General features: G+C 61.3%; 20 protein-coding genes. 10 read left to right on the plus strand and 10 right to left on the minus strand.

Translation table 11 applies throughout. From position 1 onward, the window contains the following. Nucleotides 1-17 precede the first annotated feature (17 nt). The 3 genes from MOP44_RS05275 (at nucleotide 18) to MOP44_RS05285 (ending at nucleotide 2,378) form a co-directional block, all read left to right on the plus strand. The gene (locus MOP44_RS05275) at nucleotides 18-884 is read left to right on the plus strand and encodes an LpxI family protein (RefSeq protein WP_260794863.1); all 867 of its coding nucleotides are present in this window, start codon (nucleotides 18-20) and stop codon (nucleotides 882-884) included. 200 nt (nucleotides 885-1,084) lie between these two features. Beyond that, entirely contained in the window at nucleotides 1,085-1,624 is a 540-nt protein-coding gene (locus MOP44_RS05280; protein ID WP_260794864.1) for a peroxiredoxin, read from the plus strand. A 307-nt stretch (nucleotides 1,625-1,931) separates the two neighbouring features. Continuing rightward, nucleotides 1,932-2,378: a DinB family protein gene (locus MOP44_RS05285; protein ID WP_260794865.1), complete on the plus strand. Its 447-nt coding sequence runs from the start codon at nucleotides 1,932-1,934 to the stop codon at nucleotides 2,376-2,378. Nucleotides 2,379-2,463: 85 nt separating this feature from the next. On the opposite strand, the gene MOP44_RS05290 is transcribed toward MOP44_RS05285, so the two are convergent. Together MOP44_RS05290 and MOP44_RS05295 are read right to left on the minus strand one after the other, a co-directional pair. Further along, a complete protein-coding gene (locus MOP44_RS05290; protein WP_260794866.1) occupies nucleotides 2,464-3,075 on the minus strand; it encodes a hypothetical protein in 612 nt (203 codons plus the stop codon). A 128-nt stretch (nucleotides 3,076-3,203) separates the two neighbouring features. After that, a complete protein-coding gene (locus tag MOP44_RS05295; protein WP_260794867.1) occupies nucleotides 3,204-4,988 on the minus strand; it encodes a lytic transglycosylase domain-containing protein in 1,785 nt (594 codons plus the stop codon). 189 nt (nucleotides 4,989-5,177) lie between these two features. Between MOP44_RS05295 and lepA the strand changes: the two genes are divergently transcribed. Further along, the gene (lepA, locus tag MOP44_RS05300; protein ID WP_260794868.1) at nucleotides 5,178-6,989 is read left to right on the plus strand and encodes a translation elongation factor 4; all 1,812 of its coding nucleotides are present in this window, start codon (nucleotides 5,178-5,180) and stop codon (nucleotides 6,987-6,989) included. A gap of 354 nt (nucleotides 6,990-7,343) precedes the next feature. Here the strand turns inward: lepA and MOP44_RS05305 are convergent, their stop codons facing one another. From MOP44_RS05305 to bamA, 3 genes are all read right to left on the minus strand, one after another. Then, nucleotides 7,344-8,033, minus strand: a complete 690-nt coding sequence (locus tag MOP44_RS05305) for an OmpH family outer membrane protein (protein ID WP_260794869.1) — start codon at nucleotides 8,031-8,033, stop codon at nucleotides 7,344-7,346. Nucleotides 8,034-8,391: 358 nt separating this feature from the next. Beyond that, nucleotides 8,392-9,018, minus strand: a complete 627-nt coding sequence (locus MOP44_RS05310) for an OmpH family outer membrane protein (protein WP_260794870.1) — start codon at nucleotides 9,016-9,018, stop codon at nucleotides 8,392-8,394. Between the two features lie 332 nt (nucleotides 9,019-9,350). Then, a complete protein-coding gene (bamA, locus tag MOP44_RS05315; protein ID WP_260794871.1) occupies nucleotides 9,351-12,311 on the minus strand; it encodes an outer membrane protein assembly factor BamA in 2,961 nt (986 codons plus the stop codon). A 324-nt stretch (nucleotides 12,312-12,635) separates the two neighbouring features. Between bamA and MOP44_RS05320 the strand changes: the two genes are divergently transcribed. The 3 genes from MOP44_RS05320 to chrA all read left to right on the plus strand — a co-directional run bounded on the left by MOP44_RS05320 (nucleotide 12,636) and on the right by chrA (nucleotide 15,039). Next, a complete protein-coding gene (locus tag MOP44_RS05320; protein ID WP_260794872.1) occupies nucleotides 12,636-13,136 on the plus strand; it encodes a glutathione peroxidase in 501 nt (166 codons plus the stop codon). 46 nt (nucleotides 13,137-13,182) lie between these two features. Next, on the plus strand, nucleotides 13,183-13,632 hold the full coding sequence (locus MOP44_RS05325) for a DoxX family protein (RefSeq protein ID WP_260794873.1): 450 nt from the start codon (nucleotides 13,183-13,185) through the stop codon (nucleotides 13,630-13,632). Between the two features lie 270 nt (nucleotides 13,633-13,902). Further along, the gene (chrA, locus tag MOP44_RS05330) at nucleotides 13,903-15,039 is read left to right on the plus strand and encodes a chromate efflux transporter (RefSeq protein ID WP_260794874.1); all 1,137 of its coding nucleotides are present in this window, start codon (nucleotides 13,903-13,905) and stop codon (nucleotides 15,037-15,039) included. A gap of 186 nt (nucleotides 15,040-15,225) precedes the next feature. Here the strand turns inward: chrA and MOP44_RS05335 are convergent, their stop codons facing one another. Next, nucleotides 15,226-16,038, minus strand: coding sequence for a DODA-type extradiol aromatic ring-opening family dioxygenase (locus MOP44_RS05335; RefSeq protein ID WP_260794875.1), 813 nt, complete (start codon nucleotides 16,036-16,038; stop codon nucleotides 15,226-15,228). 82 nt (nucleotides 16,039-16,120) lie between these two features. Beyond that, entirely contained in the window at nucleotides 16,121-16,555 is a 435-nt protein-coding gene (locus tag MOP44_RS05340) for a DUF6249 domain-containing protein (protein ID WP_260794876.1), read from the minus strand. Nucleotides 16,556-16,720: 165 nt separating this feature from the next. Here MOP44_RS05340 and MOP44_RS05345 point away from each other — a divergent pair, with 165 nt between their 5' ends. Both MOP44_RS05345 and MOP44_RS05350 read left to right on the plus strand, forming a co-directional pair. Beyond that, nucleotides 16,721-17,332 carry an RNA polymerase sigma factor gene (locus MOP44_RS05345; RefSeq protein WP_260794877.1) on the plus strand — a complete coding sequence of 204 codons (612 nt, stop codon included), beginning with the start codon at nucleotides 16,721-16,723 and terminating at the stop codon, nucleotides 17,330-17,332. After that, nucleotides 17,329-17,712 (plus strand): hypothetical protein, encoded by a 384-nt coding sequence (locus MOP44_RS05350; protein WP_260794878.1) that lies wholly within the window; start codon nucleotides 17,329-17,331, stop codon nucleotides 17,710-17,712. The genes MOP44_RS05345 and MOP44_RS05350 overlap by 4 nt, the downstream gene beginning before the upstream one ends. Nucleotides 17,713-17,954: 242 nt before the next feature. Here MOP44_RS05350 and MOP44_RS05355 read toward each other — a convergent pair whose 3' ends face one another. After that, complete coding sequence (locus MOP44_RS05355) at nucleotides 17,955-18,665, minus strand: SIMPL domain-containing protein (protein WP_260794879.1); 711 nt, start codon at nucleotides 18,663-18,665, stop codon at nucleotides 17,955-17,957. A 57-nt stretch (nucleotides 18,666-18,722) separates the two neighbouring features. Continuing rightward, entirely contained in the window at nucleotides 18,723-19,781 is a 1,059-nt protein-coding gene (gene trpD, locus MOP44_RS05360; RefSeq protein ID WP_260794880.1) for an anthranilate phosphoribosyltransferase, read from the minus strand. Between the two features lie 109 nt (nucleotides 19,782-19,890). Here trpD and MOP44_RS05365 point away from each other — a divergent pair, with 109 nt between their 5' ends. After that, a complete protein-coding gene (locus MOP44_RS05365; protein ID WP_260794881.1) occupies nucleotides 19,891-20,328 on the plus strand; it encodes a hypothetical protein in 438 nt (145 codons plus the stop codon). A gap of 48 nt (nucleotides 20,329-20,376) precedes the next feature. Here the strand turns inward: MOP44_RS05365 and MOP44_RS05370 are convergent, their stop codons facing one another. Continuing rightward, nucleotides 20,377-20,556 carry a hypothetical protein gene (locus tag MOP44_RS05370; protein ID WP_260794882.1) on the minus strand — a complete coding sequence of 60 codons (180 nt, stop codon included), beginning with the start codon at nucleotides 20,554-20,556 and terminating at the stop codon, nucleotides 20,377-20,379. Nucleotides 20,557-20,618 lie beyond the last annotated feature (62 nt).

Raw genomic sequence — 20,618 nt, forward strand, 5'->3', positions numbered from 1 at the left:
ATGAGCCGAGGCCTGCGGTGAAACTCGGCCTTATTGCGGGGAATGGGCGGTTTCCGTTTTTGATTCTGGAGGCGGCGCGCGCGCAGGGGCTGCAGGTTGCCGTTGCGGCCATTCGCGAAGAGACGGATCTGGAGATCAATGAGCGCGCGCAGGCTGATGCGGGCGTGACGGTGCACTGGCTCTCGCTGGGCGAACTGTCGAAGCTGATCGATACCTTCCACAAAGAGGGCGTGACGCAGGCCGTGATGGCGGGGCAGGTGAAGCATAAGCAGATCTTCTCGTCGATCCGGCCGGACTGGCGGCTGGCGAAGCTGCTCTTGAATCTGCGCACGCGCAATACGGACATGCTGCTGGGGGCGGTGGCCAAGGTGCTGGGCGATGAAGGGATCGAGCTGATCAGCTCGACTTCGTTTCTGGAGCCTCTGCTGGCGCAGGAGGGTGTGCTTACTGAGCGCGGACCCGATGAAGAGGAACGCAAGAACATCGAGTATGGGCTGGGTGTGGCGCGCGCGGTTGCGGGGTTCGACATCGGGCAGACTGTGGTGGTGGCGGCGCAGGCATGCGTGGCTGTCGAGGCAATGGAAGGGACAGACGCAGCGATTGAGCGTGCGGGCATGTTGATGCGGTCTCTGGAAGAAGACGAGCCGGGCGAGGCGTCTACACTTCATCGGCACCTGACGGTGGTGAAGGTGGCGAAGCCGAAGCAGGATATGCGCTTCGATGTGCCGGTGATTGGGATGCGGACGATTGATGCGATGCTGAAGGCGGGAGCGACATGCCTTTCCGTCGAGGCGGGACGTACGCTGCTGTTTGATCGCGAGGCGCTGCTGCGACGCGCTTCGGAAGAGAAGATCGCTATCGTTGCGGTTCCGCGGGGCGAGTAGAGCCGATCCCGCCCTAGCAGAGCTAGGACGGGGCACCCCCACCCGGGGTGATGCGTGGGCGCCAAAATATTGGCTGCGAGGCACGCTGAAGCGATAGCATGTTCGCAGGCGGTACGGAGCCCTCGATTGTGATTGGAGCTCCGGCCCGGCTCTCCCCGGCCCTGATCGCACATCTCGCGCAACACACCCGGAGGTCTCCCATGAAGAAATCCGTATTGCTTAGCTGTGCCGCGGCGCTCGTGCTCGCGGGCACATTTGTAACAGCGCATGCAGCCGACCAGGCGATGCCCACAGTGGGGCAGGCTGCTCCCACGTTTACGCTTCCCTCGCAGGATGGATCCCAGATATCGCTGGACAGCTTCAAGGGGAAGTGGGTGGTGCTCTACTTCTATCCCAAGGACATGACGCCTGGGTGCACGGTAGAGGCGCATAACTTCCAGCGCGATCAGGCGAAGTATGACGCGCTGAACGCGGCGATTGTTGGAGTCAGCGTGGATACACCGGACAGCCACAAGCAGTTCTGCACGAAGGAGGGACTGACCTTCCGGCTGCTCGCCGATCCCGAACACAAAGTCGTAGACGAGTACGGATCGCTGGGGCACTTCGGCGAGATGACGATTGCGCAGCGGAACACGTTTCTGATCGATCCCAATGGAAAGATTGTGAAGGTGTGGACGAAGGTTGATCCGCGAGTGCATTCGGATGAGGTGCTGGCGGCGATTAACGAGTTGAAGAAGTAAGTTGAGCCTTTCTGCCCGGCTGCGGCCCGCGAATGCGGGCCGCTTGGCTTTTGGGGCTGATGACAAATGCCGCGTTCGGGGGATTAAAGCCCGATAATTCATGGGGGGGCATTAGTGCACGACTAAATGCAGATGAGCCCCTGCTCAGTGCGCAAAACCATCCCTCAGGGGCTGAAGCCCCGTGCTTTTCATTGGCTTTTCGGCACGGCTGAAGCCGTGCCCCTTCAAAACAGTGGCTCTGCACAGTTTTGCGCGAGTTTGTAGAGTCGTGGCCTTTCACGTGGTTCTATGGCATAGGGGACTGATCATGATGAGTACCGAAACTGCGATTCGGTTTCGCAAGGGGATGGATGAGGTGCGCGAAGCGCTGCTGGCGGTGAGGTCCGATCTGGCTGATGTTCCGTGGCGGCCGAATGGATGGACGCGCAAGCAGATCGTGGGGCATCTGCTGGACTCGGCTGCGAACAATCGGCAGAGGTTTGTACGCGCGGCGCTGGATGGGGCCTACAGCGGGCCGGGGTATGCGCAGGATGCGTGGGTTGAGCTGCAAGGGTACGCGGAGCAGAGCTGGGAGACGCTGCTCAGGTGGTGGCAGGCCGAGCACGAGATGCTGGCGGCGATTGTAGATCGCATTCCGACGGAGCGGCTGGGGGCGCAGTGCGTGATTGGTGGAGACAAGCCGGTGACGCTCGCGTTCGTGATCGATGACTATGTGCGGCACCAGAAGCATCATCTCGGGCAGATCACGGCCTAGCGCGTTGGGAGCGGCTGAGTACAGACGCAAAAAAGCCCGCCGGGAGGGCGGGCTCTTTTGCTTGCCTGGTTGTTGCCTGGTGTTGTTACTTCTTCTTAGCAGGCGCCTTCTTTGCGGCCTTCTTAGCTGTGGCCTTCTTGGCGGCTGCCTTCTTCGCCGGAGCCTTCTTTGCAGGAGCTTTCTTCGCTGCTGCCTTCTTGGCGGGCGCCTTCTTTGCTGCTTTCTTAACTGCCAAAGGTTTACCTCTTTGCATGGTTTTTTTGGCGCTCCTGGCTGCGGTCTTCTTTGCAGCCTTTCCGCCCTTCGCGCCAGACTTCTTTGCGGCGGACTTCTTTGCGGCCTTCTTGGCCACAGCTTTTTTCGCAGGCGCCTTGCTGGCCGTCGCCTTCTTGGCGGGGGCTTTCTTGGCAGCCTTCTTTGCGGGAGCTTTTTTCGCGGCCTTCTTTGCTGGAGCTTTCTTCGCAGCTTTTTTGGCGGCGGATTTCTTCGCGGTGGGTGCGGGTGTTGCGGCCGGCGTCATGGCCGGGGGCTCATCAGGCACTCCCTCATCATCGTCGGAAGAGGTGAGTACGCTGGAGGTTTCGACTTCTTCATCCTCGTCGTCCAAGCTCTCGTCCTCGTGGTCTCCGTCCACTTCGGCGGGCTCGGTGTTGTCGTCGTCTGCGCTCATCGCGTACATCTTATAAACATCATCCATCGCATTGCCTCCAGCGGCTCGGCGCTGTATTCATCGATGCGGTTCATTACACTCCGCATGCGGAAGCCATTGTAGCAATAGCTTGCAGCAATGGTCATCAAAAGACAAGTGTTGAGTGAGGCACCACGTCATTTTTGCTTCTTCGAGGAGCCCTTTGCATGTGCGCTGCTCTTCGATGAGGACGATTTCTTGTGCGTAGTCTTGCCCGATGACTTCGCGTGGGGGTGCAGATCTTGCGCAGTGATGGTGGTGCGATGACGGCTGCGCGAGCTACGCGCCGCGACGGGCTCGGCTACATGCAGGCGCTGGCCTGGCGTCACCTTTGTGCCGGAAGCGATTTTGTTCCAGCGCCGGAGTTGATCGAGGGAGACGCCGAAGCGGTCAGCGATGGAGACGAGCGAATCGCCGCGGCGGGCCGTGTACATCACGGTATGAGCGGAGGGAGATGCGGCGGGAGCGGTGGGCACCACAACGGCTTCAACACCCGAGAGGCTTTCGCCTGCGGTCAGCTCGTTGGCATTGGCGAGGTCGGAGACGGACACGTGATAAGTGTGCGCGATGGACTCGAGGGTGTCATCTGCGGTAACGCGGTGATAGCGCCACTGGTCGCGCTTGCGCTCAGGGATGACTGCGATGCGCTCCTGAAAGAGCCCTGAGGTGCCGGCGGGAAGATGCAGATCGAAGGGGCCGTCGGGCGGCGTGACCATGCGCAGCAGGCTGGGATTGAGCGCCATGATCTCATCGATGGGCGCGCCCACCAGGTCGGAGACGAGGCGGAGGTCGACCGAGTAGTTGATGGAGACGGTGTCGGTTAGCACGGGCGGGTCGAGGGTGATTTCGTCGAAGCCGTACTGGTGGGGATTGTTGGCGATGATGATGGCGGCGAGGATTTCGGGGACGTAGTTCTGCGTTTCGCCGGGCAGGTTGTGGCGCTTGTAGAGTTCCCAGAAGTCGGCGTAGCCGGTCTTCTGCACGGCGCGCTGGATGTTTCCCGCGCCCCAGTCGTATGCGCCCATCGACAGATACCAGTCGCCGAGCTGGCTATAGAGGAACTTCATGTAGCGGGCGTAGGCGCGCGTGGACTTTTCGGGATCAAACCGCTCATCGACGTAGGCGTTGCGCTTGAGGCCGTAATCGCCGTAGGGCATGAACTGCCACATGCCACCGGCGCGGGATTTCGGATTGATGGCGCGGGGCTGGAAGCCGGATTCGGCGACGGCAAGGTAGATGAGATCCTGCGGAACGCCTTCTTCCGCCATTACGCGCTGAATCATGGCCCGGTAGCGGCCGGCGCGCTGGAACGAGTGCAGCAGTGTGTTGTGACCGCGCTGCGAGTTGGCGAAGAAGTTGATGAAGGAAGCAACATACTCGTTCACCATCAGCGGAAGGTCCGACTTGGTGGTGGCGAGCTGAGCCTTAGCCTTGGCTTCGATGTCGGGATTCGCCTCGAAGGTGACGTCGCTTGCGACTTCACCGGGAGTCTCTTCGACTTTAGGGACGAATCCATTGCCGACCTTGAGGGCTTCCATCTCGAGCGCGTTGACCTGGTCGACGATGCGATCGAACTGCTCTTTGAGAACTGGCTCGCTGTTGATGTCGAGGCCGCTGGAGAGCATGATGTCTACGGCTTTGTCGAACTGCGTCTTGGCCTGGGTAAGCTCTCCGCGGCGGTAGGCGGCATCGCCGGCGGCGTACGCCTTGTTCACCCGTTCGATGAGTTGCTGAAGCTGCTGCTGGTGGATTGCTTGCTTTGAGGGCGCGGCGGGCTGCTGGGGCTGCGGCGCTGCCTGTTCAACTGCGGGCGCGAGGGCCTGCGGAGCAACGGGTGTGTCTTTCTTCTGCGCGGGATCGCACCCCACCAGCAACAAGGCCAATGCAGCGCAGCCAAACCAGCGATAACGATTGAGATCCATGCTGAACAACGCCGCGATTGTTCCAGCGGCCGCACTACTCCAGAGGTGGAAGTGAAACCCTTAGCCGATGATAAGCTATGGGGAGGGCTCTGCTGCGGCAGACGCGCAGATTCAGCTCTCAGTGCGCCTTCCGCGCTGCCCTTTTGAATTGACGAAGAAAGCGCCGGAATCATCACCCGCAAATCCTGAATGGACGCACGTTTCATACGCAATTTCGCAATCATTGCCCACATCGACCATGGCAAGTCGACGCTGAGCGACCGTCTGCTTGAATTGACCGGCTCGCTGACGCAGCGCGAGATGCAGGCCCAGGTGCTGGACGCCATGGACCTGGAGCGCGAGCGCGGCATCACGATCAAGGCACACGCCGTGCGCATGATGTACAAGGCGAACGACGGCGTGACGTATCAGCTCAACCTGATCGATACGCCGGGGCACGTGGACTTCAGCTATGAAGTTTCGCGGTCGCTTTCGTCGTGCGAAGGCGCGCTGCTGGTAGTGGACGCGAGCCAGGGCGTGGAAGCGCAGACGCTGGCCAATGCATATCTGGCGATTCATCACGGTCTCGAGATTATTCCCGTCATCAACAAAATTGACCTGCCTTCGGCCGACATTCTGCGCACTCAGGAAGCGATCGAGAAGGCCGTGGGATTGGACGCAACCGACGCGATTCCGGTGAGCGCGAAGACGGGCCAGGGTGTGGCGGAGGTGCTGGAGGCAGTGGTGCATCGCCTGCCGCCGCCGAAGGGCGATCCCGCGGCTCCGCTGCAGGCGCTGATTTTTGATTCGTGGTTCGATGCTTATCGCGGCGTCATCGTGCTGGTGCGCGTGATGCAGGGCACGTTGCGCAAGGGGCAGCGGATCAAGCTCATGTCGAACGGCAAGGGCTTCGATGTTGAATCGATGGGCGTGCTGACGCCGAAGCCGGTGGAGATAGGCGAACTGGTCGCGGGCGAAGTTGGATTCTTTGTCGCGACGATCAAGACGGTCAGCGACACCAAGATCGGCGATACGGTCACCGACGAGGAGCATCCGGCTGACAGCCAGCTTCCAGGCTTTGAAGACATCAAGCCGATGGTGTTTGCGGGGCTCTACACGGTGGACTCGCACGAGCACACGATGCTGAGGGACGCGCTCGAAAAGCTGCGGCTGAACGATTCGTCGTTCTTCTTCGAGCCTGAAAGCTCGGAAGCGCTGGGCTTCGGATTCCGTTGCGGCTTCCTGGGTTTGCTGCACATGGAGATCATCCAGGAGCGGCTGGAGCGCGAGTACGAACTGGACCTGATTACGACGGCTCCGGGCGTGCGGTATCACATCACGCTGACCGATGGCACCGTGCTCGAAGTCGATAATCCTTCGCGCTGGCCGGAGCCTACGAACATCGAAGCGATTCGCGAGCCGATCATCAAGGCGCAGATCCTCACCAATGAGGAGTATGTTGGCGGGATTCTGAAGCTGGTGGAGGAGAAGCGCGGCAAGCAGGTCAATTTCGAATACGTGACGCCGACGCGAGTGTTGCTTACCTACGAGCTACCGCTGAATGAGATCGTGCTGGACTTCTACGATCGGCTGAAGTCGATCAGCCGCGGGTACGCGTCGCTCGACTACCAGTTGGCGGGCGAGTGGGTTTCGCCCATGGTGAAGATGGACATCCTGGTCTCGGGCGAGCCGGTGGATGCGCTCTCGATCATCGTGCACCGCGATTTCGCTTACGAACGCGGTAAGGCGCTGGTGTCGAAGATGCGGGAGCTGATCCCAAGGCAGCAGTTCGAGGTGGCGATCCAGGCCGCGATCGGATCGAAGATCGTCGCCCGCGAGACGGTCACTGCGCTGCGGAAGAACGTACTCGCTAAATGTTATGGCGGGGACATATCGCGTAAGCGGAAGCTCTTGGAGAAGCAGAAGGAAGGCAAGAAACGCATGAAGCGGATCGGGAAAGTGGACATTCCGCAGGAAGCGTTTTTAGCCGTTCTCCGGGTGGGCGAAGATCAGCAAAAATAGGGCCGTTCGGCCCCTTTTTGCGGAGTTTCATTAATTTTCTTTCACATGCGCCTGTGGAAACCGGTCGAGCTGAACCGGTTATTGTGCATTTGAGGCGCAGCCTGCATAGGCGCAGGTATAACCCGCGTTTGTATCTGAAATTTAAGGACTTACGATTTCTACCAGAAGGGCTGCCTTTTTGGCAACAGTTTAAATTAACCTTTCTTTAATCGGTCACCCGCGGCTTTCCACAGAAATTTCCACAGAAACAGGCCCCTCGGAAAAGGTTGCCTGCGCCTGTCTGGAGCCTATTGAAATTGGAGCGTTTGAGGCCGGATCTGACTGGATCAGATCCGGCCTTTTTGAGCGAGGATTTTACTTCGGCGGGGCGGTGGGCTTGGGAGCTGCCGGACGGGGCGCCTGGCCCGCCGGAGCCGGAGCTGCCGGGGTGCCCTGCGGAGGCGCCGGTACACCGGACTTGACGTTGTAGGCTTCGATCACAGGCTTGGTGATGTCGGTGGAGGGCAGGGCGTAGAGAACGGGCGTCTGCTGGCCGGCGACATCGAGCACCAGCGTATAGCCATTCTGCTGGGCGTAGGTCGAGAGGACGTCGTAGACCTTGGAGGCGGTGCCGGCGTAGAGGTCCTGCATCTCCTGCTGGAAGTCGTTCTGGGCATCCTCGGCGGAACGATCGAGCTGCTTCTTCTTGTCGTCGATCTGCTTGGCGCGGTTGGCGCGCTCGGCATCGCTGAGGGTTGCGCCCTGGGACTGAAGCGCCTTCGTAGAGGCGTCGATGTCGTCGCTGAGCTTCTTGATTTCCTGGCGCTTCGGGTCCCACTTCTTCTGCAGGTCAGCAAAGCTGCGCTGGAACTCATTGGTCTGGCCAACAGCCACCTGGAAGGCGATGACGGCGATCTTGGTGGGGCCGGCGGGTGCGGTAGCAGCCGTAGCTGGAGCGGCAGCGGGCTTGGCGGGCGCCGCGGCTTGAGCAGTGGCGGTCTGAACGGCAGAAGTCAGGGCAAGGCCCGAGGCCATGAGGACAGGGATTAAGGTCGAACGCTTCATTGGTACCTGGAAACTCCTTCGCGGTCCCTGTTTTTAGACTGGCTGCGCGAAAGGCGCGAGAGCAAGCCTCTGCCCGTCTCCGCAGATTTTCTTCTGTCTGGGGGCACTCCACGCCGGACGGAGCGGAGCAGAAGAAGACACGAAAGGAGAGGACCAGGAACTAGTGAGGATTATAGCGCAGGGGACAGGGAACAGGGACAGAGGGCAGGGGTTAGGGTTCAGGGGTTAGAAGGCTAGGGACGGAGTGCCGGAGTTACAAAGTTACAGAGTGACAATCGGGAACAGATAGGAAGAGGGCCGCTCGATGATGAGCGGCCCTTCTCCTATTCCCTACTGCCAATTCCCTGCTCCCTGGTTCTTACTTGCTGGGGGCCTTGGGTGTGGTGGGACGGACGCCTGCGGGGGCGGGGGCTTCCACGGGGGGAGCCGGCACGCCGGACTTCGCGTTGTAAGCATCCACGATGGCCTTGGTGATGTCGCTAGAAGGCGCCGCGTAGAGCACCAGCGGCTGCTGCTGCTGGTTTTCGCTGGCATCGATCACGACGGTAAAGCCCTGCTCCTTGGCGTAGGAGTTCAGGACGTCATCGACCTTCTGGGCGACCTTACCGAAGGTATCCTGCATGGCCTGCTGGTAGTCGTTCTGGGCGTCCTCGGCGATGCGCTGAGCCTGCTTCTTCTTGTCGTCGATGGCCTTTGCCTTGTTGGCGCGATCGGCATCGCTGAGGGTGGCGCCCTGCGCCTGGAGCTGCTTGGTCAACGAGTCGACTTCGTCGCCCAGCGACTTGAGCTGGGTGCGCTGGGGTTGGAACTTCTTCTGCAGGTCGCCGAAGTCGCGCTGGAATTCGTTGGTCGCCGTCACGGCTTGCTGGAAGGCAATCACGGCAACCTTGGGCGCGCCGGCAGAGGCTGCGGCGGGGGTTTGGGCTGCGGCGCTCAGGGCAAAGCCCGAGGCGACGACGGCTGCAAGGACAGATACACGCTTCATGCGAATGGAAAACTCCTTCTCAGGTTCCCGCTACTGGCACGCGCTCAAATGCGGAGCCGCTTTCTGCCTGAGGTTGAATCTCTCTATTCAGGCGTTGCACCGGAAGGGCACAGGCAGGAAAAGACTCGACTCACAGTAGGCCGGAACTAATTCGGATTATAAGACAGGGAGTGGGGATGAGGGAACAGGGGGTGCCAGGGACAGTGGCGGAGTGGCAAAGGGACAGAGGGACAGAGGGACAGAGGGACAGAGGAAAGGGCCGCTCTTGCGAGCGGCCCTTGTTTCTATTCACTTCTGCCTGATCCCTACTGCCTGCTTTCTACTCCCTGCCTTTAGAAGGTGGTGGAGACGGTCAGGCGGAAGGTCTTTCTGGGTTCGCGGAAGAGGTTCTGGGCGCCGTAGCCCTGCTGGGCCTGCTGCCAGGTGAAGTCGCCTGCGCCGCCCGGGGGGAACAGGTCACGGGTGATCAGCTGAGCCGAGCAGCTCTGGTTCTTGGAGCTGTTTGACAGATCGGCGTTGCAGTAGGGCCGCTCATAGAGGCGCAGCGGGTTGTATGCGAAGTACAGCCGGAACGGTGCGTTGATGATCGGCATGAGCACCGAGATTTCACCGCCCACCGACATACGGGGAACGAAGTTGGTGCCGGCGACCGGGTGAACGTTCCTCTGGAATCCAACCAAGGAGCCGGGGATGCCGCCCTGGCAGGAGCCGTTGTTGTAGACGGGGCAGCCGTAGAGCGGAGCGGTCAGTGAAGCGAAGCCCTCAGGGCTTTGCTTGAGCTGGCCCTTGTTGAGCGCCGCGGTGATTCCGAAGTCATCGAAGAACGCGAACGTCACCGGCCCCGCGATGGGGATGCGGTACTCCATATTGGTGACGAAGTTGGTGTCGCCGCCGATGGAGGCGATGCCATACACCGGAATGGGAACCAGGATGCACTGGTTGAGCTGCGGATTGTTTGGATCGCGCGGCACGCAGGTGCCATCAGGATTGGTCAACTGCACCGTAGCGCGGTTGGGAACGTAACCGTAGGGCGTCGCTCCGCGGATATCGAATCCGCGCAGGTCGGCTTCACCGCCGGAGTAGAAGCGGTTGTTGGGCGGAGCCACGTCGCCGCCGAAGCCCTGGATGTAGCCGAGCTGGGCGCGGATGCCGAAGACATTGCGGCCGTCCGCCCTCGGCGTGAGGTAGTGCATCGAGGTGAAGCTCTTGTAGGCGACGAGCGGCGAGAAGTAACGCAGGTTGCCGCCGATGCCCGAGAACTGGAAGACACCCGTGATTTCCCTGCCGGAGCGCGGACGCACCGGATTGTTCACGGTGTTGTACATGTAGCTGAACGAGGCCGAGCTGTTGACGATATTAGTCAGCGCGTTGGATCCAACAATGCCGGACCGGAAGCTAATGGTCTGGAAGAAGGTTTGCGACGCGGTGCTGAAGGCCGTGATATCGGACTTGGTCAGCGAATAGGTAAGGCCGAGGCGCTGGAACGAGTGCTTCTTCAGCGGGTAGTTGATGCTGAAGTTCAGGCCCGTCGAGGACTGATTGTAGTTCTGCACCAGCGATTGCTGCGCGGAGCTCAGGTTCGCCGCCTGGCCGGTGGTGGCCTCGTAGTTCTTGGCGGCGTTGTAGTCCTGCTTCTGGGAGAAGATCTGGAAGCCGAGGTTCAGCGGGCGGTTGTGAACGTAGGGCTGCGAGAAGCCGAAGAGGAACTGGCGGCTCACGTTGCCGAGGTTGCCCTGCACGCTGAGCGTTTCGCCGAGTCCGAGGAAGTTATTGGTCTGGTAGTTGACACCGAGGAACGCGCCGGAGAGGCCGCTGACGCCGCCGTTCAGGCCGATGGAGTTCTTGCCCTTTTCCTTGACCTTGAGGAGCAGGTCAACGGTGCCGGCATCGGGATCCTGGTGTGCTTCGGAATCCTGCTCGACCTTGAGCGGTTCGAAGTACTCGAGCTGATTGAGGCGGAGGAGGCTGTACTCCCATGCCTGGGAGTTGTAGACCTGTCCTTCTTCGAGGAGCAGTTCGCGACGGATGACGCGGTCGCGCGTGATGGTGTTGCCCTGGAACTCGATGCGCGATACGTAGAACTGCTTGCCCTCGTCGATATCGACGGTGAAGGAGACGGTCTTCTTCTGCTCGTCGTAGTGAGGCGTGGGGATGGCGCCAAAGTTGATGTAGCCGAGCTGGCCGTAGGCCTTCTTCAGGTTCTCAAGGCCCTTGCCCATGGCGGTGGCGCTGAAAACGTCGCCGTCTTTAAGCGGGAACTGCGCCCGCATGGCGCGCACGTTGTTGAACGCCTTGTAGCCGGAGAAGGTGATGCTTCCCAGCTTGTAACGCGCACCCTCTTCGATGGGCATGAGGATGTCAATGCGCTTGCCCTTGTTGGGGCGGAAGGTGAGCCAGTTGAGGCCGCCCTGATCGCGAATCTGCGTCTGCGGCTCTTCAACGGCGGCATTGGCATAGCCCTTGTCGCGGTAGGCCTGGCGGACGCGCTCGGAGTCCTCTTCGAGCTTCGACGAGTCGAAGGTCTTGGGGAAGAGGTTTTCGAGGAACAGCGAGTAAGGAATGCCGATCGGCTTCAGGTTCTTCATGGAGCGGCGCAGCTGCAGCGAGCTGATGTGCTCATTGCCCGTGAAGCGGATGTTGCCAACCTTTACGGTAGGGCCTTCCTTGATGTTGAAGTTGATCTGCACCGAAGCCGGCGGGATGGTCTTCACGTCGGTCTTGATGGTGGCGAACTGGTGGCCGTGCTCGGCGAGCATCTGGCGCAGCACCGCTTCAGCCCGCTTCACCTTGGTGGGGTCGTACTGGCTCTCCACCGAGATGGCGACCTTCTCCTTCTTGAAGCGGTCGAGTGCGTCGGAGACCGAGAAGGAGTTGAGGCCCTTGTAATTGACCTCGCGGATGGTGGGCTTCTCCGTCACGTAGACGTTCAGGATGATGCCCTTCTCCGAGTCTTCGCGTTCGATGCGCAGGTTCTCGAAGTAGCCGGTGTTCCAGAGCGAGTTGAAGTCGCGCTCGACAGAGATGGGATCGTACTGGTCGCCCACGTGGGTAAACAGGCGCGCCAAGACGGTTTCCTTGGGAATGCGCCGGTTACCGATCACACGAATCTGTTCGATGGTCTGAGAGCCCTGCGCCAGAACGGCAACAGAAGAAAAAATGAAGGCAAACAGCAGCAGCGCGCACGCCGCTTTGTTGGCGATCCGGAGGGCCCGGCCTGAAAGAATGTGCCGCATCTTCACCGTGGGAAACCCCTTCGGCGAGCGCACATCATACTGGTGCGGTCGATGGTTCAAGTTCACGGGAAGAATATGCACACCCTCATTGCTCAAAAGAATCTGGTTCTGCCCTCGCGGAAAGATTGATTATATTGGACCGCGGCCACCCGGCCCAAACCCGCGTCGCCCCAGCGTGGGCCGAGGAGACTGCGTCTCCAGGCCGCACGCAGATGCGTGACCCGCGCCACGGGCCTGGGAACAGGCAAAAATGAACCCTGACCCCAGTCTAAAGGACGCACCCGGCGCAGCGGGGACGGTCAACCAAACTCCGCTTATTTGTGTCGCACGGAGCTTAGACGCAGCACATCGAAACATGACATCCTCAAAGCTGTGAGGAATTCGATGACCGCCGAGAAATCGCCCCTGTACGAGATCACCGCAGACCTGCTCGACGGCCATCCGCTGAAGCTCTCCTATTTTGCAGGGCGCGCGCTTTTGATCGTGAACACAGCGAGCCAGTGCGGTTTCACGCCGCAGTACGCGGCGCTCGAGCAGCTCTATCGCGATTTCAATCCGCGCGGATTTGAGGTGCTGGCGTTCCCTTCGAACCAGTTTGGTAACCAGGAGCCCGGCACAGCGGCTGACATCGCTACGTTCTGCGAACGCAATTACGGCGTGAGTTTCCCGGTGTTCGCCAAGATTGACGTGAATGGGGCGAATGCGCATCCGGTGTTTCGATTTCTGACTGGGGCGCGCCGCGGGTTCTTCGGCACGAAGCGCATCAAGTGGAACTTTACGAAGTTCCTGGTGGACCGCAGCGGGAATGTTGTGGGCCGCTATGCGCCGTCGACGGAACCGGCAAAGCTGCGCGATATGATCGATCTGCTCCTCAAGCAGCAGTAATTCTGTTCTTGAAAAAACAGGCTTGTAGAATGCACGCGAGGGATTAATGCGCCGCAACTTTCCGCTGTTGCTTGTCCGCATCATTGTGGGAATCGTGTTCCTCACAGAGGGCATTCTGAAATTCATGCAGCCGGAGGAGCTTGGATACGGCCGGTTTGCTCATATTGGACTGCCGTTGCCGCACATGCTTGCGCCGGCGGTCGGGATCGTGGAGATCATCTCCGGTGCGGCGGTAATGCTGAACCTCTATACAGGCGAGGCTGCAGTCCTGCTGCTCGGCGTGATAATCACGGCGCTGATCACGACCAAGATTCCCATTCTGCTGGGGCATTCTGTGGGGCGGTTCGGTGTGCCGAGGAGTGTGGCGCACACCGGGGTGCTGGCGTTTGTGCATGAGGCGCGCACGGATCTGGCGATGCTTTTCTCGCTGGTTGCGATCCTGATGGACTCTGGCATGCACGTGGTGCGGCCGCGCGAGTGGTGGCAGCGCCGGTAGGGTGTACCGACATATACGAGTGGGCAGCGTTGCCAGCGAAAATCCGGTCAGGCGAAGCGGAGGCCGATGGCTGTGGCGAGTCTACCGTCGAGACCGAGGATGAAGTATAGCCGGATTTTCGCAGCAACCCGAAGGGACGGGGCCATTTTTACTCATTTCGTTGTCGCTCGTCGCTAACAGACACTCGGTATGCGTCACTCCTCGCTTCTAGAACTGAGAAAAAATGGCTCCCGTCGCTGCACACTCGTATATGTCGATACACCCTAGAGCATGACCGAGATCGCCCCATCCCGATTGCCGGAGCTGTCTCGGTTCTTTCTTCGACTGGGACTCACGGGCTTTGGAGGCCCAGCGGCGCATATTGCGCTGATGGAGACTGAGGCCGTGGAGCGCCGCGGCTGGATCACGCGCGAGCGATTTCTGGACCTGCTGGGCGCGTGCAATCTGCTGCCCGGACCGAGCTCGACGCAGGTAGCGATGGCGCTGGGCTACACGCGCGCAGGATGGGCGGGGCTGGCGATCGCGGGAGCGTGCTTCATTACGCCGGCTGCGACGTTCACGCTGGCGCTGGCGTGGGCTTACGTGCGCTATGGACACCTGGCGCAGGTGCAGGGGCTGCTGTATGGCGCCAAGCCGGTGATGGTGGCGATTGTGCTGCAGGCGATCTGGCGGCTTGCGCGCATGGCGCTGCGGACGCGGGCGCTGCTGCTGACTGGGGTTTTGTGCCTGGCGGCGAACCTGGGCGGTGTGACTCCGATTGCGGTGCTGCTGGCGGCAGGCGCGGTTTTCGCGGCGTGGGCTGCGCGCGGGCGCGTGAAGGTGACGAGGGGCGGGGTGTTTGCGTTTGCTCCGGTGGCAGGAGTTGCGGCGGGGCCGGGGTCGCCTGCAGTGCTTTCGATTGTGCTGGTGTTCCTGAAGCTGGGCGTGGTGGTGTTCGGCTCGGGGTATGTGCTGCTGGCATTTCTGCAGGCAGATTTAGTGGATCGCCTGCACTGGGTGACGAAGACGCAGCTTCTGGATGCGATCACGGCGGGCCAGGTTACGCCGGGGCCGCTGTTTGCGACGGCGACGTTTCTCGGATACCTGCTGCACGGGTATACGGGGGCTGTGGCCGCAACGTTGGCCATCTTTCTGCCGTCGTTTTTCATGGCGGGGCTTGTGGGAGCGATGGCGGGGCGGCTGCGGAAGTCGCCGGCGCTGGCGGGGTTTCTGGATGGAGTGAATGCGGCGGCCGTGGCGCTGATGGCCGTAGTCACTTTGGCGCTGGGGCGCGCGGCGCTGGTGGATGTGTGGACATGGGGGATCGGGCTGGTGAGCGCTGCGCTGCTGTTGCGATTCAGGCTGAATGCGACGTGGCTGATTCTGAGCGGGGCAGTGCTGGGGATTGTGCTGCAGGTGATGCGCTAGGCACATCGGATGAAAGATGGATTTCAGAACGCATCCCTTAGCGGCTAAAGCCCCAGTCAACCAAGGGAGCACCATGTGGGCTGCCTGAAGGCAGCCCCTGGTACAAAGCCTGTTCCGAACGGCTTTTCGGCAAGCTGTGAAGCCGTCCTCGTTCAAACTTCGACTTATTTAGAGATTTCCTCAGTGCTAGCCGTCGAAGCGGTAGGCGGTGATGGCTGCGCCCATTGGCTGGTCGTGAAAGATGCGCTTGCCGGGAGCTTCGCCGCCGGCGCCTGCTGCGACCATGAGCGGGATTAGGTGTTCGGCACGGGGGTGCGCGAACGAGGCGTTGGGAGCATTCTGCCAGTAGCGGAGCATCTCGTTGCGCTGCGGCGCGGAAGATTCGATTGCTTTGGTGAGCCAGGCGTCGAACTGGGCGGCTGGTTCCGTTGTCTCGGGACGCATATAGGCGCGGAGATTGTGGAAGCTCATGCCGCTGGCGATGATTAGCACGCCTTCGTCGCGGAGGGTCGCGAGCACGCGGCCGGCTGCGAGGTGCAGTTCGGGATCGAGGCCGCGGTCGAGCGAGAGCGGGACTACGGGAATCTGCGCCTGGGGAAATGCGACCTTCAGCGGCACGAAGATGCCGTGATCGTAACCTCGGGTGCGGCTGAGGCCGGCGGGCAGTCCTGCCTCGCGCAGCATTTTGGTTACGCGGGCGGCGAGTTCGGGATCGCCGGGAGCGGGCCAGGTCAACTGATACGTGTGCGGCGGAAAGCCGGAGTAGTCGAAGATGAGCTCGGGCTTTTCAACTGCGCCGGCGGTGAAGCCGGGCTCTTCCCAGTGGCCGCTGATGACCAGCATCGCTTTCGGTGGGGCGGGCAGCGTGGCCTGAATGCTCTCGAGAAAGCGTTGTGTGGGGTGCCAGGTGTCGGCTGGGCCCCAGGTCCAGTCCATGAAGAAGCAGGGGCCTCCGCCATGGGGGAGGAAGAGGGCGGGCTGGCGGACGTGCTCAGTCATGGCTGGGCTCCTTGCGGCCGGATATCTGAAAATTAGTCGTTGTCACGACTATCTCTTCGATGCCGGTTGGTGCCGGGCGGATTCAGCGGGGTTCGATGGGGGCCGCCATCGCGAAGACGTAGACCAGCAGAGCCACGCCGAGGAGCCCGGGAATCAGGCCGACAAGGTACGGGCCGTGATCTCTACCGCCTATGGAGTAGAGCATGATGCTCAACCCGATCCCGATGGCAACGTTGACCAGGCCGCCGATCTTCAGTCCTTCGCGCTGCTTGATGGCCTTGATCCGCTCTTCCTCGCGCAGCAGCTCGAGTGCGGCCTTGGCGCCGTCGCCTGAGGCCTCGGCCAGGCGCCGCATCATGTCTGCCTTGTAGAAGGCTTCGCGCTCTTTGCGGCGGCTGTCGATCCAGCTCACCAGCGGAATGAAGACCACGAATAATGCCACTGCGCCGATGGACAGAAACATCCAGAGACCGAAATCCATTGGGAGTCCTTCAAAAGCCATCGCCATGTGTTCCATCTCGCCCTCCTCCAAACGTTGGGGACTTTTCGTCCCTTGCGAACTGTACGACCGGGGGGCTGCGGATGCGGTTGCATTTTTTGAAAGGGGCTTTTGCGGGCGGGCGTGGGAATAAAATGCAACCGGAATCCCAGAGGGCTTGTCGCACCGGATGAAAGATCACCCATGAGTGCGCCCACCGAGACCGCTTCTGCCGATGTGCACGATGTGCAACGCGTGCTTGCCGGGGACGTTCGCGCGTTTGAGGGGATCGTGCGTCGGTGGCAGGGGCCGCTGGTGAATATGGCGTGGCGCTACTGCCGTGACAGGGGCCGTGCGGAGGAGCTGGCGCAGGAGGCTTTTCTGCGGGCGTGGAAGGGGCTGGCGTCGTGGCGCGGCGAAAGCAGTTTTTCGACATGGCTGTTTGCGCTGGCGGCGAACGTCTATCGCAATGACCTGAAGCGGGTGCCAACGGTGATGGTGCCGATGGAAGATGCGCCGGAGCCTGCCGGTCCGGCGGCGCAGCACGATGAGCTGGCTGAGCGCTCGCAGAATGAACTGGTGCGGCGGGCGGTGCTGGCGCTGCCCATGCGCTATCGCGAGCCGGTCATCCTTTATTACTTTCACGAGATGGATGTGGGAGCAGCGGCGCGAACGCTGTTGCTGCCAGAGGGCACGGTGAAGGCGCGGCTGGCCCGGGCGCGAGCGATTCTGAAGAAGAGATTCCCCCGGCTCGAATCGGAGGCCGGCGTGGGAACAGTGGCGCATCCAGCAGCAAAAGAGGAGGTCCTGAGATGAATCGAGACGAGAGAGAACGAAACCGGCTCGACGCGATCCTGGCCGAGGAGGGTGAGATCGTTCCCAGCTCAGGCTTCCTGGCGCGGGTGATGGAAAAGGTTGAAGACGAAGTCACTGCGCCGCCGCCGATTCCCTTCCCGTGGAAGCGCTTCCTGCCGGGTTTCGTGCTGGCGGGCGGGGTTCTGGGCTGGGGCGCGGTGGAGACTGTGCGCTACGCAAGTCAGGCAGCCGCGGGTGGATTCGTGCTGCCGAAGATCCAGATGGCTGCGGCACTGAGCGAGCCGATGCAGCAGGCAGGATGGGTGGTGGGGGCGCTGGCTGTCTCTGGCGCGTCGTGGCTGCTGTCGCGGCGGATCGCGGGTCGGTCTGGGATCTTCTAGAGTGGACTCGGCTGGGTGGTCTCCCACCCTTCGCTTCATGGAAGCAGAGGGGCGGGGGCTGAAGCCCCATGCTTATTGCGTCGCTAGTGGGCTGATTAAAATCAGCCCCTGATACGAAGCTTGCTGGTCAGCCCCTGATACGAAGCTTGCTGGGATGGGTTCGTGGTTTCCCACCCTTGGCGCAAAGACAAAGACGCGCCAAGGATGGGGCACCCGAGATTTGGGGCTGATTCATACCGGAACTATTCGATGGCGTAGACGGCGTAGACGGTGGCGGATCGGGTTACCTTTCCGGGCTCGATCGATAGAGGCTGGTCATTCTGCGCCTTTGCCATCGCCATGACGCGGGGGCGCACGGGCATAATTTCAGGCTCGCTGGTTCTGCTGACGTAGACCAGAGCTCCGAGGCGCACTCCCATGCCTTTGGCAAGCGCCTCCGCATCGGATTTGGCCCGGGTTGCGGCGTTCTCGAGAGCCTGTGCGTCGAGCGCCGCGGGATCCTTGACGGTCCATTCGATGTCGCCGCTCACCGATGCTCCGGCGGTCACGGCCGCATCCAGGATCTGGGCGACGTGCATGGGATCGGTTTTCACGGTCCATTGCTGCACCAGCTTGAACTTGTGCGATTTGGGCACCGTGTAGTCGCGGTCGAGTCGCTGGCTCTCGCTATGAATGTCGCTTTGCTGCACGCCAGCTTGCTTGACTGCGGCGATGATGGCATTGGAAAGCCGTGTGCCCTCCGCGTAGGCCGATTGGGCGTCCGACGGATCGGTCTCAAAGCCGATGTGCAGAATCGCTGTGTCCGGATCAGCCGTGACCTGCGCCTCCTTGCTCACGCTGAGGGTTCGGTTAGACGAATCGATCTTGAGTTCTATCTGTCCCGGAAACTGGGCGAACGAGGCGGTTCCGCAGATAAACGCGAGCGCCACAAACGACAGCGAATGAAAACGCATAATGCTCCTCTCCTGTGTGCCGGGGGTGCCGGACTATCAAAGAACGCCCAGACTGCGTCAGCTTGCAGAGTATTTTTCGCCGAACTGACGGAGCTTGGCGAGGGTGGCCGCAGCTTGGCCGGAGTCGATGGCCTCGTAGCCGAGGGCGACACCTTCTTTGAGATCGCCGGCCAAGCCTGCTGCTACGAGCGCCGCAGCGGCGTTGAGAACGACGATATCGCGGCGCGCGCCGGGAATTCCGGTGAGGACGTCGTAGAGCAGCGAGGCGTTGGTCTGGATATCACCGCCGATGAAGTCTTCGAGCTTGGCGCGCGGAACGCCGGCCATCTCCGGAGTAGTTCGGGCGGCGCGCATTTGCGGAGGGCCGCCGTTGGGATCTTCTTCGATGTGGGCAACCACCGACTCGCCGGTGGTGGTGAGCTCGTCGATGCCGTCGGTTCCGTGGACGACAAAAGCTCGCTTTGCGCCGAGGGCTACGAGTGTTCGGCCGACGAGGAGCACTCGGCTGGGCGCGAGGACGCCGATGACCTGAGCGCGGGCGTGAGCCGGGTTGGTGAGGGGGCCGACGAGGTTGAAGATGGTGCGGAAGCCGAGAGCACGGCGCAGGGGGTTGAGGGTCTTCATCACGGGGTGGTAGAGCGGCGCGAAGAGGAAGACGAATCCGGTTTGGCGAAGGCACTCTGCGGCGAGCTCAGGCGTGAGCTGGATAGGGACGCCGAGGGCTTCAAGGACATCAGCGGCTCCGCAGCGGGAGGTGACGGCGCGGTTGCCGTGCTTGGCGACCTTTGCACCGGCTGCGGCGGCCACGAGCGCGGCTCCGCAGGAGATGTTGAAGGTGAGCGGGCCGCCGCCACCGGTGCCGACGCAGTCGACGAGTTGGTCGCGTTCCTCATCGGTGAAGGGGATGGGTGTGGAGTGCTGGCGCATGACGTCGACGAAGCCGGCGAGTTCGGGGGCTTGTTCGCCGCGGGTAGCCATGACGGTCAGCAGGGCGGCGGTTTCTACTTCGGGCACTTCGCCAGAAAGGATCTCGGTCAGCACCTCGGCGGCCTGTTCGCGGGTCAGCGCCGCGCCGTCTTCGGCCAGCGGCTTCAATAAGTCTTTAACTCGGCTCATCTGATTCGATGATAGCGGGTCGGCTTAATTGAAGCGGACCGCCAAGCTACCCGATGCGGCTCGTCGCATCTAACCCGACCGTTGAGCTTGACCCTCGAGGAGGATATCTATGAACCTGCCGAACGCCGCGATTGAACAGATTGAGAAGCGCCTGCCTAAGGTGGTGGACGCGCGTACCCACGGAATTATTGATTATTGCCACGCCGCATTCTTCTTTGGAATGGCGTGGATGTGCCGCAAGAAGGAACCACGTGCCGCGATGGCCGCGCTGTTGACTGGCGGGTTCATCCTGGTGGAGTCGATGCTGACGGACTACCCGCTGGGCGTGAAGAAGGTGATTCCGTTTGAGACGCACGGGCGCATGGATGCGGCGTTTGCGGGCGCGTCGTTCATGGTTCCCAAGGTGTTTGGCTTTGAAGGTACGACGGCCGCGAATATTTTTGTCGGAAACGGATTTACGGAGAGTGCGGTTGTGGGCATGACTGACTGGAACAGCGAGCAGGCGCGCGCGGAAGAACACGACGGCGGGTTTGCGATCGCGTCGTAGAGCACGAGAAAGGCGCAGCGGTTCGGCTGCGCCTTCTTCAACTGCGAATTAGCCGCCATGCCGCACGGACTGTGGGCGGTCGTCGCCGCGGACGACGTTCGTATCTTTGGCGGTGTCGGAATGGTGGCTGTCCACTTCGGGTTCGTCATCGATGTTCTCGCGCTCGGTGGTGGGAAGGCGGGCATCTTGTTGCGATGTGGCTTTGTGCTTGTGCAGGTCGTCGGACATGTTGCTCTCCTGCGCGCTAAGATGCGCGGGAGCGAGAGACGCGTGGCCCGAAGGCCGAAATG

Origin of the sequence: Occallatibacter riparius (assembly GCF_025264625.1) — a bacterium.
GTDB lineage: Bacteria > Acidobacteriota > Terriglobia > Terriglobales > Acidobacteriaceae > Telmatobacter > Telmatobacter riparius.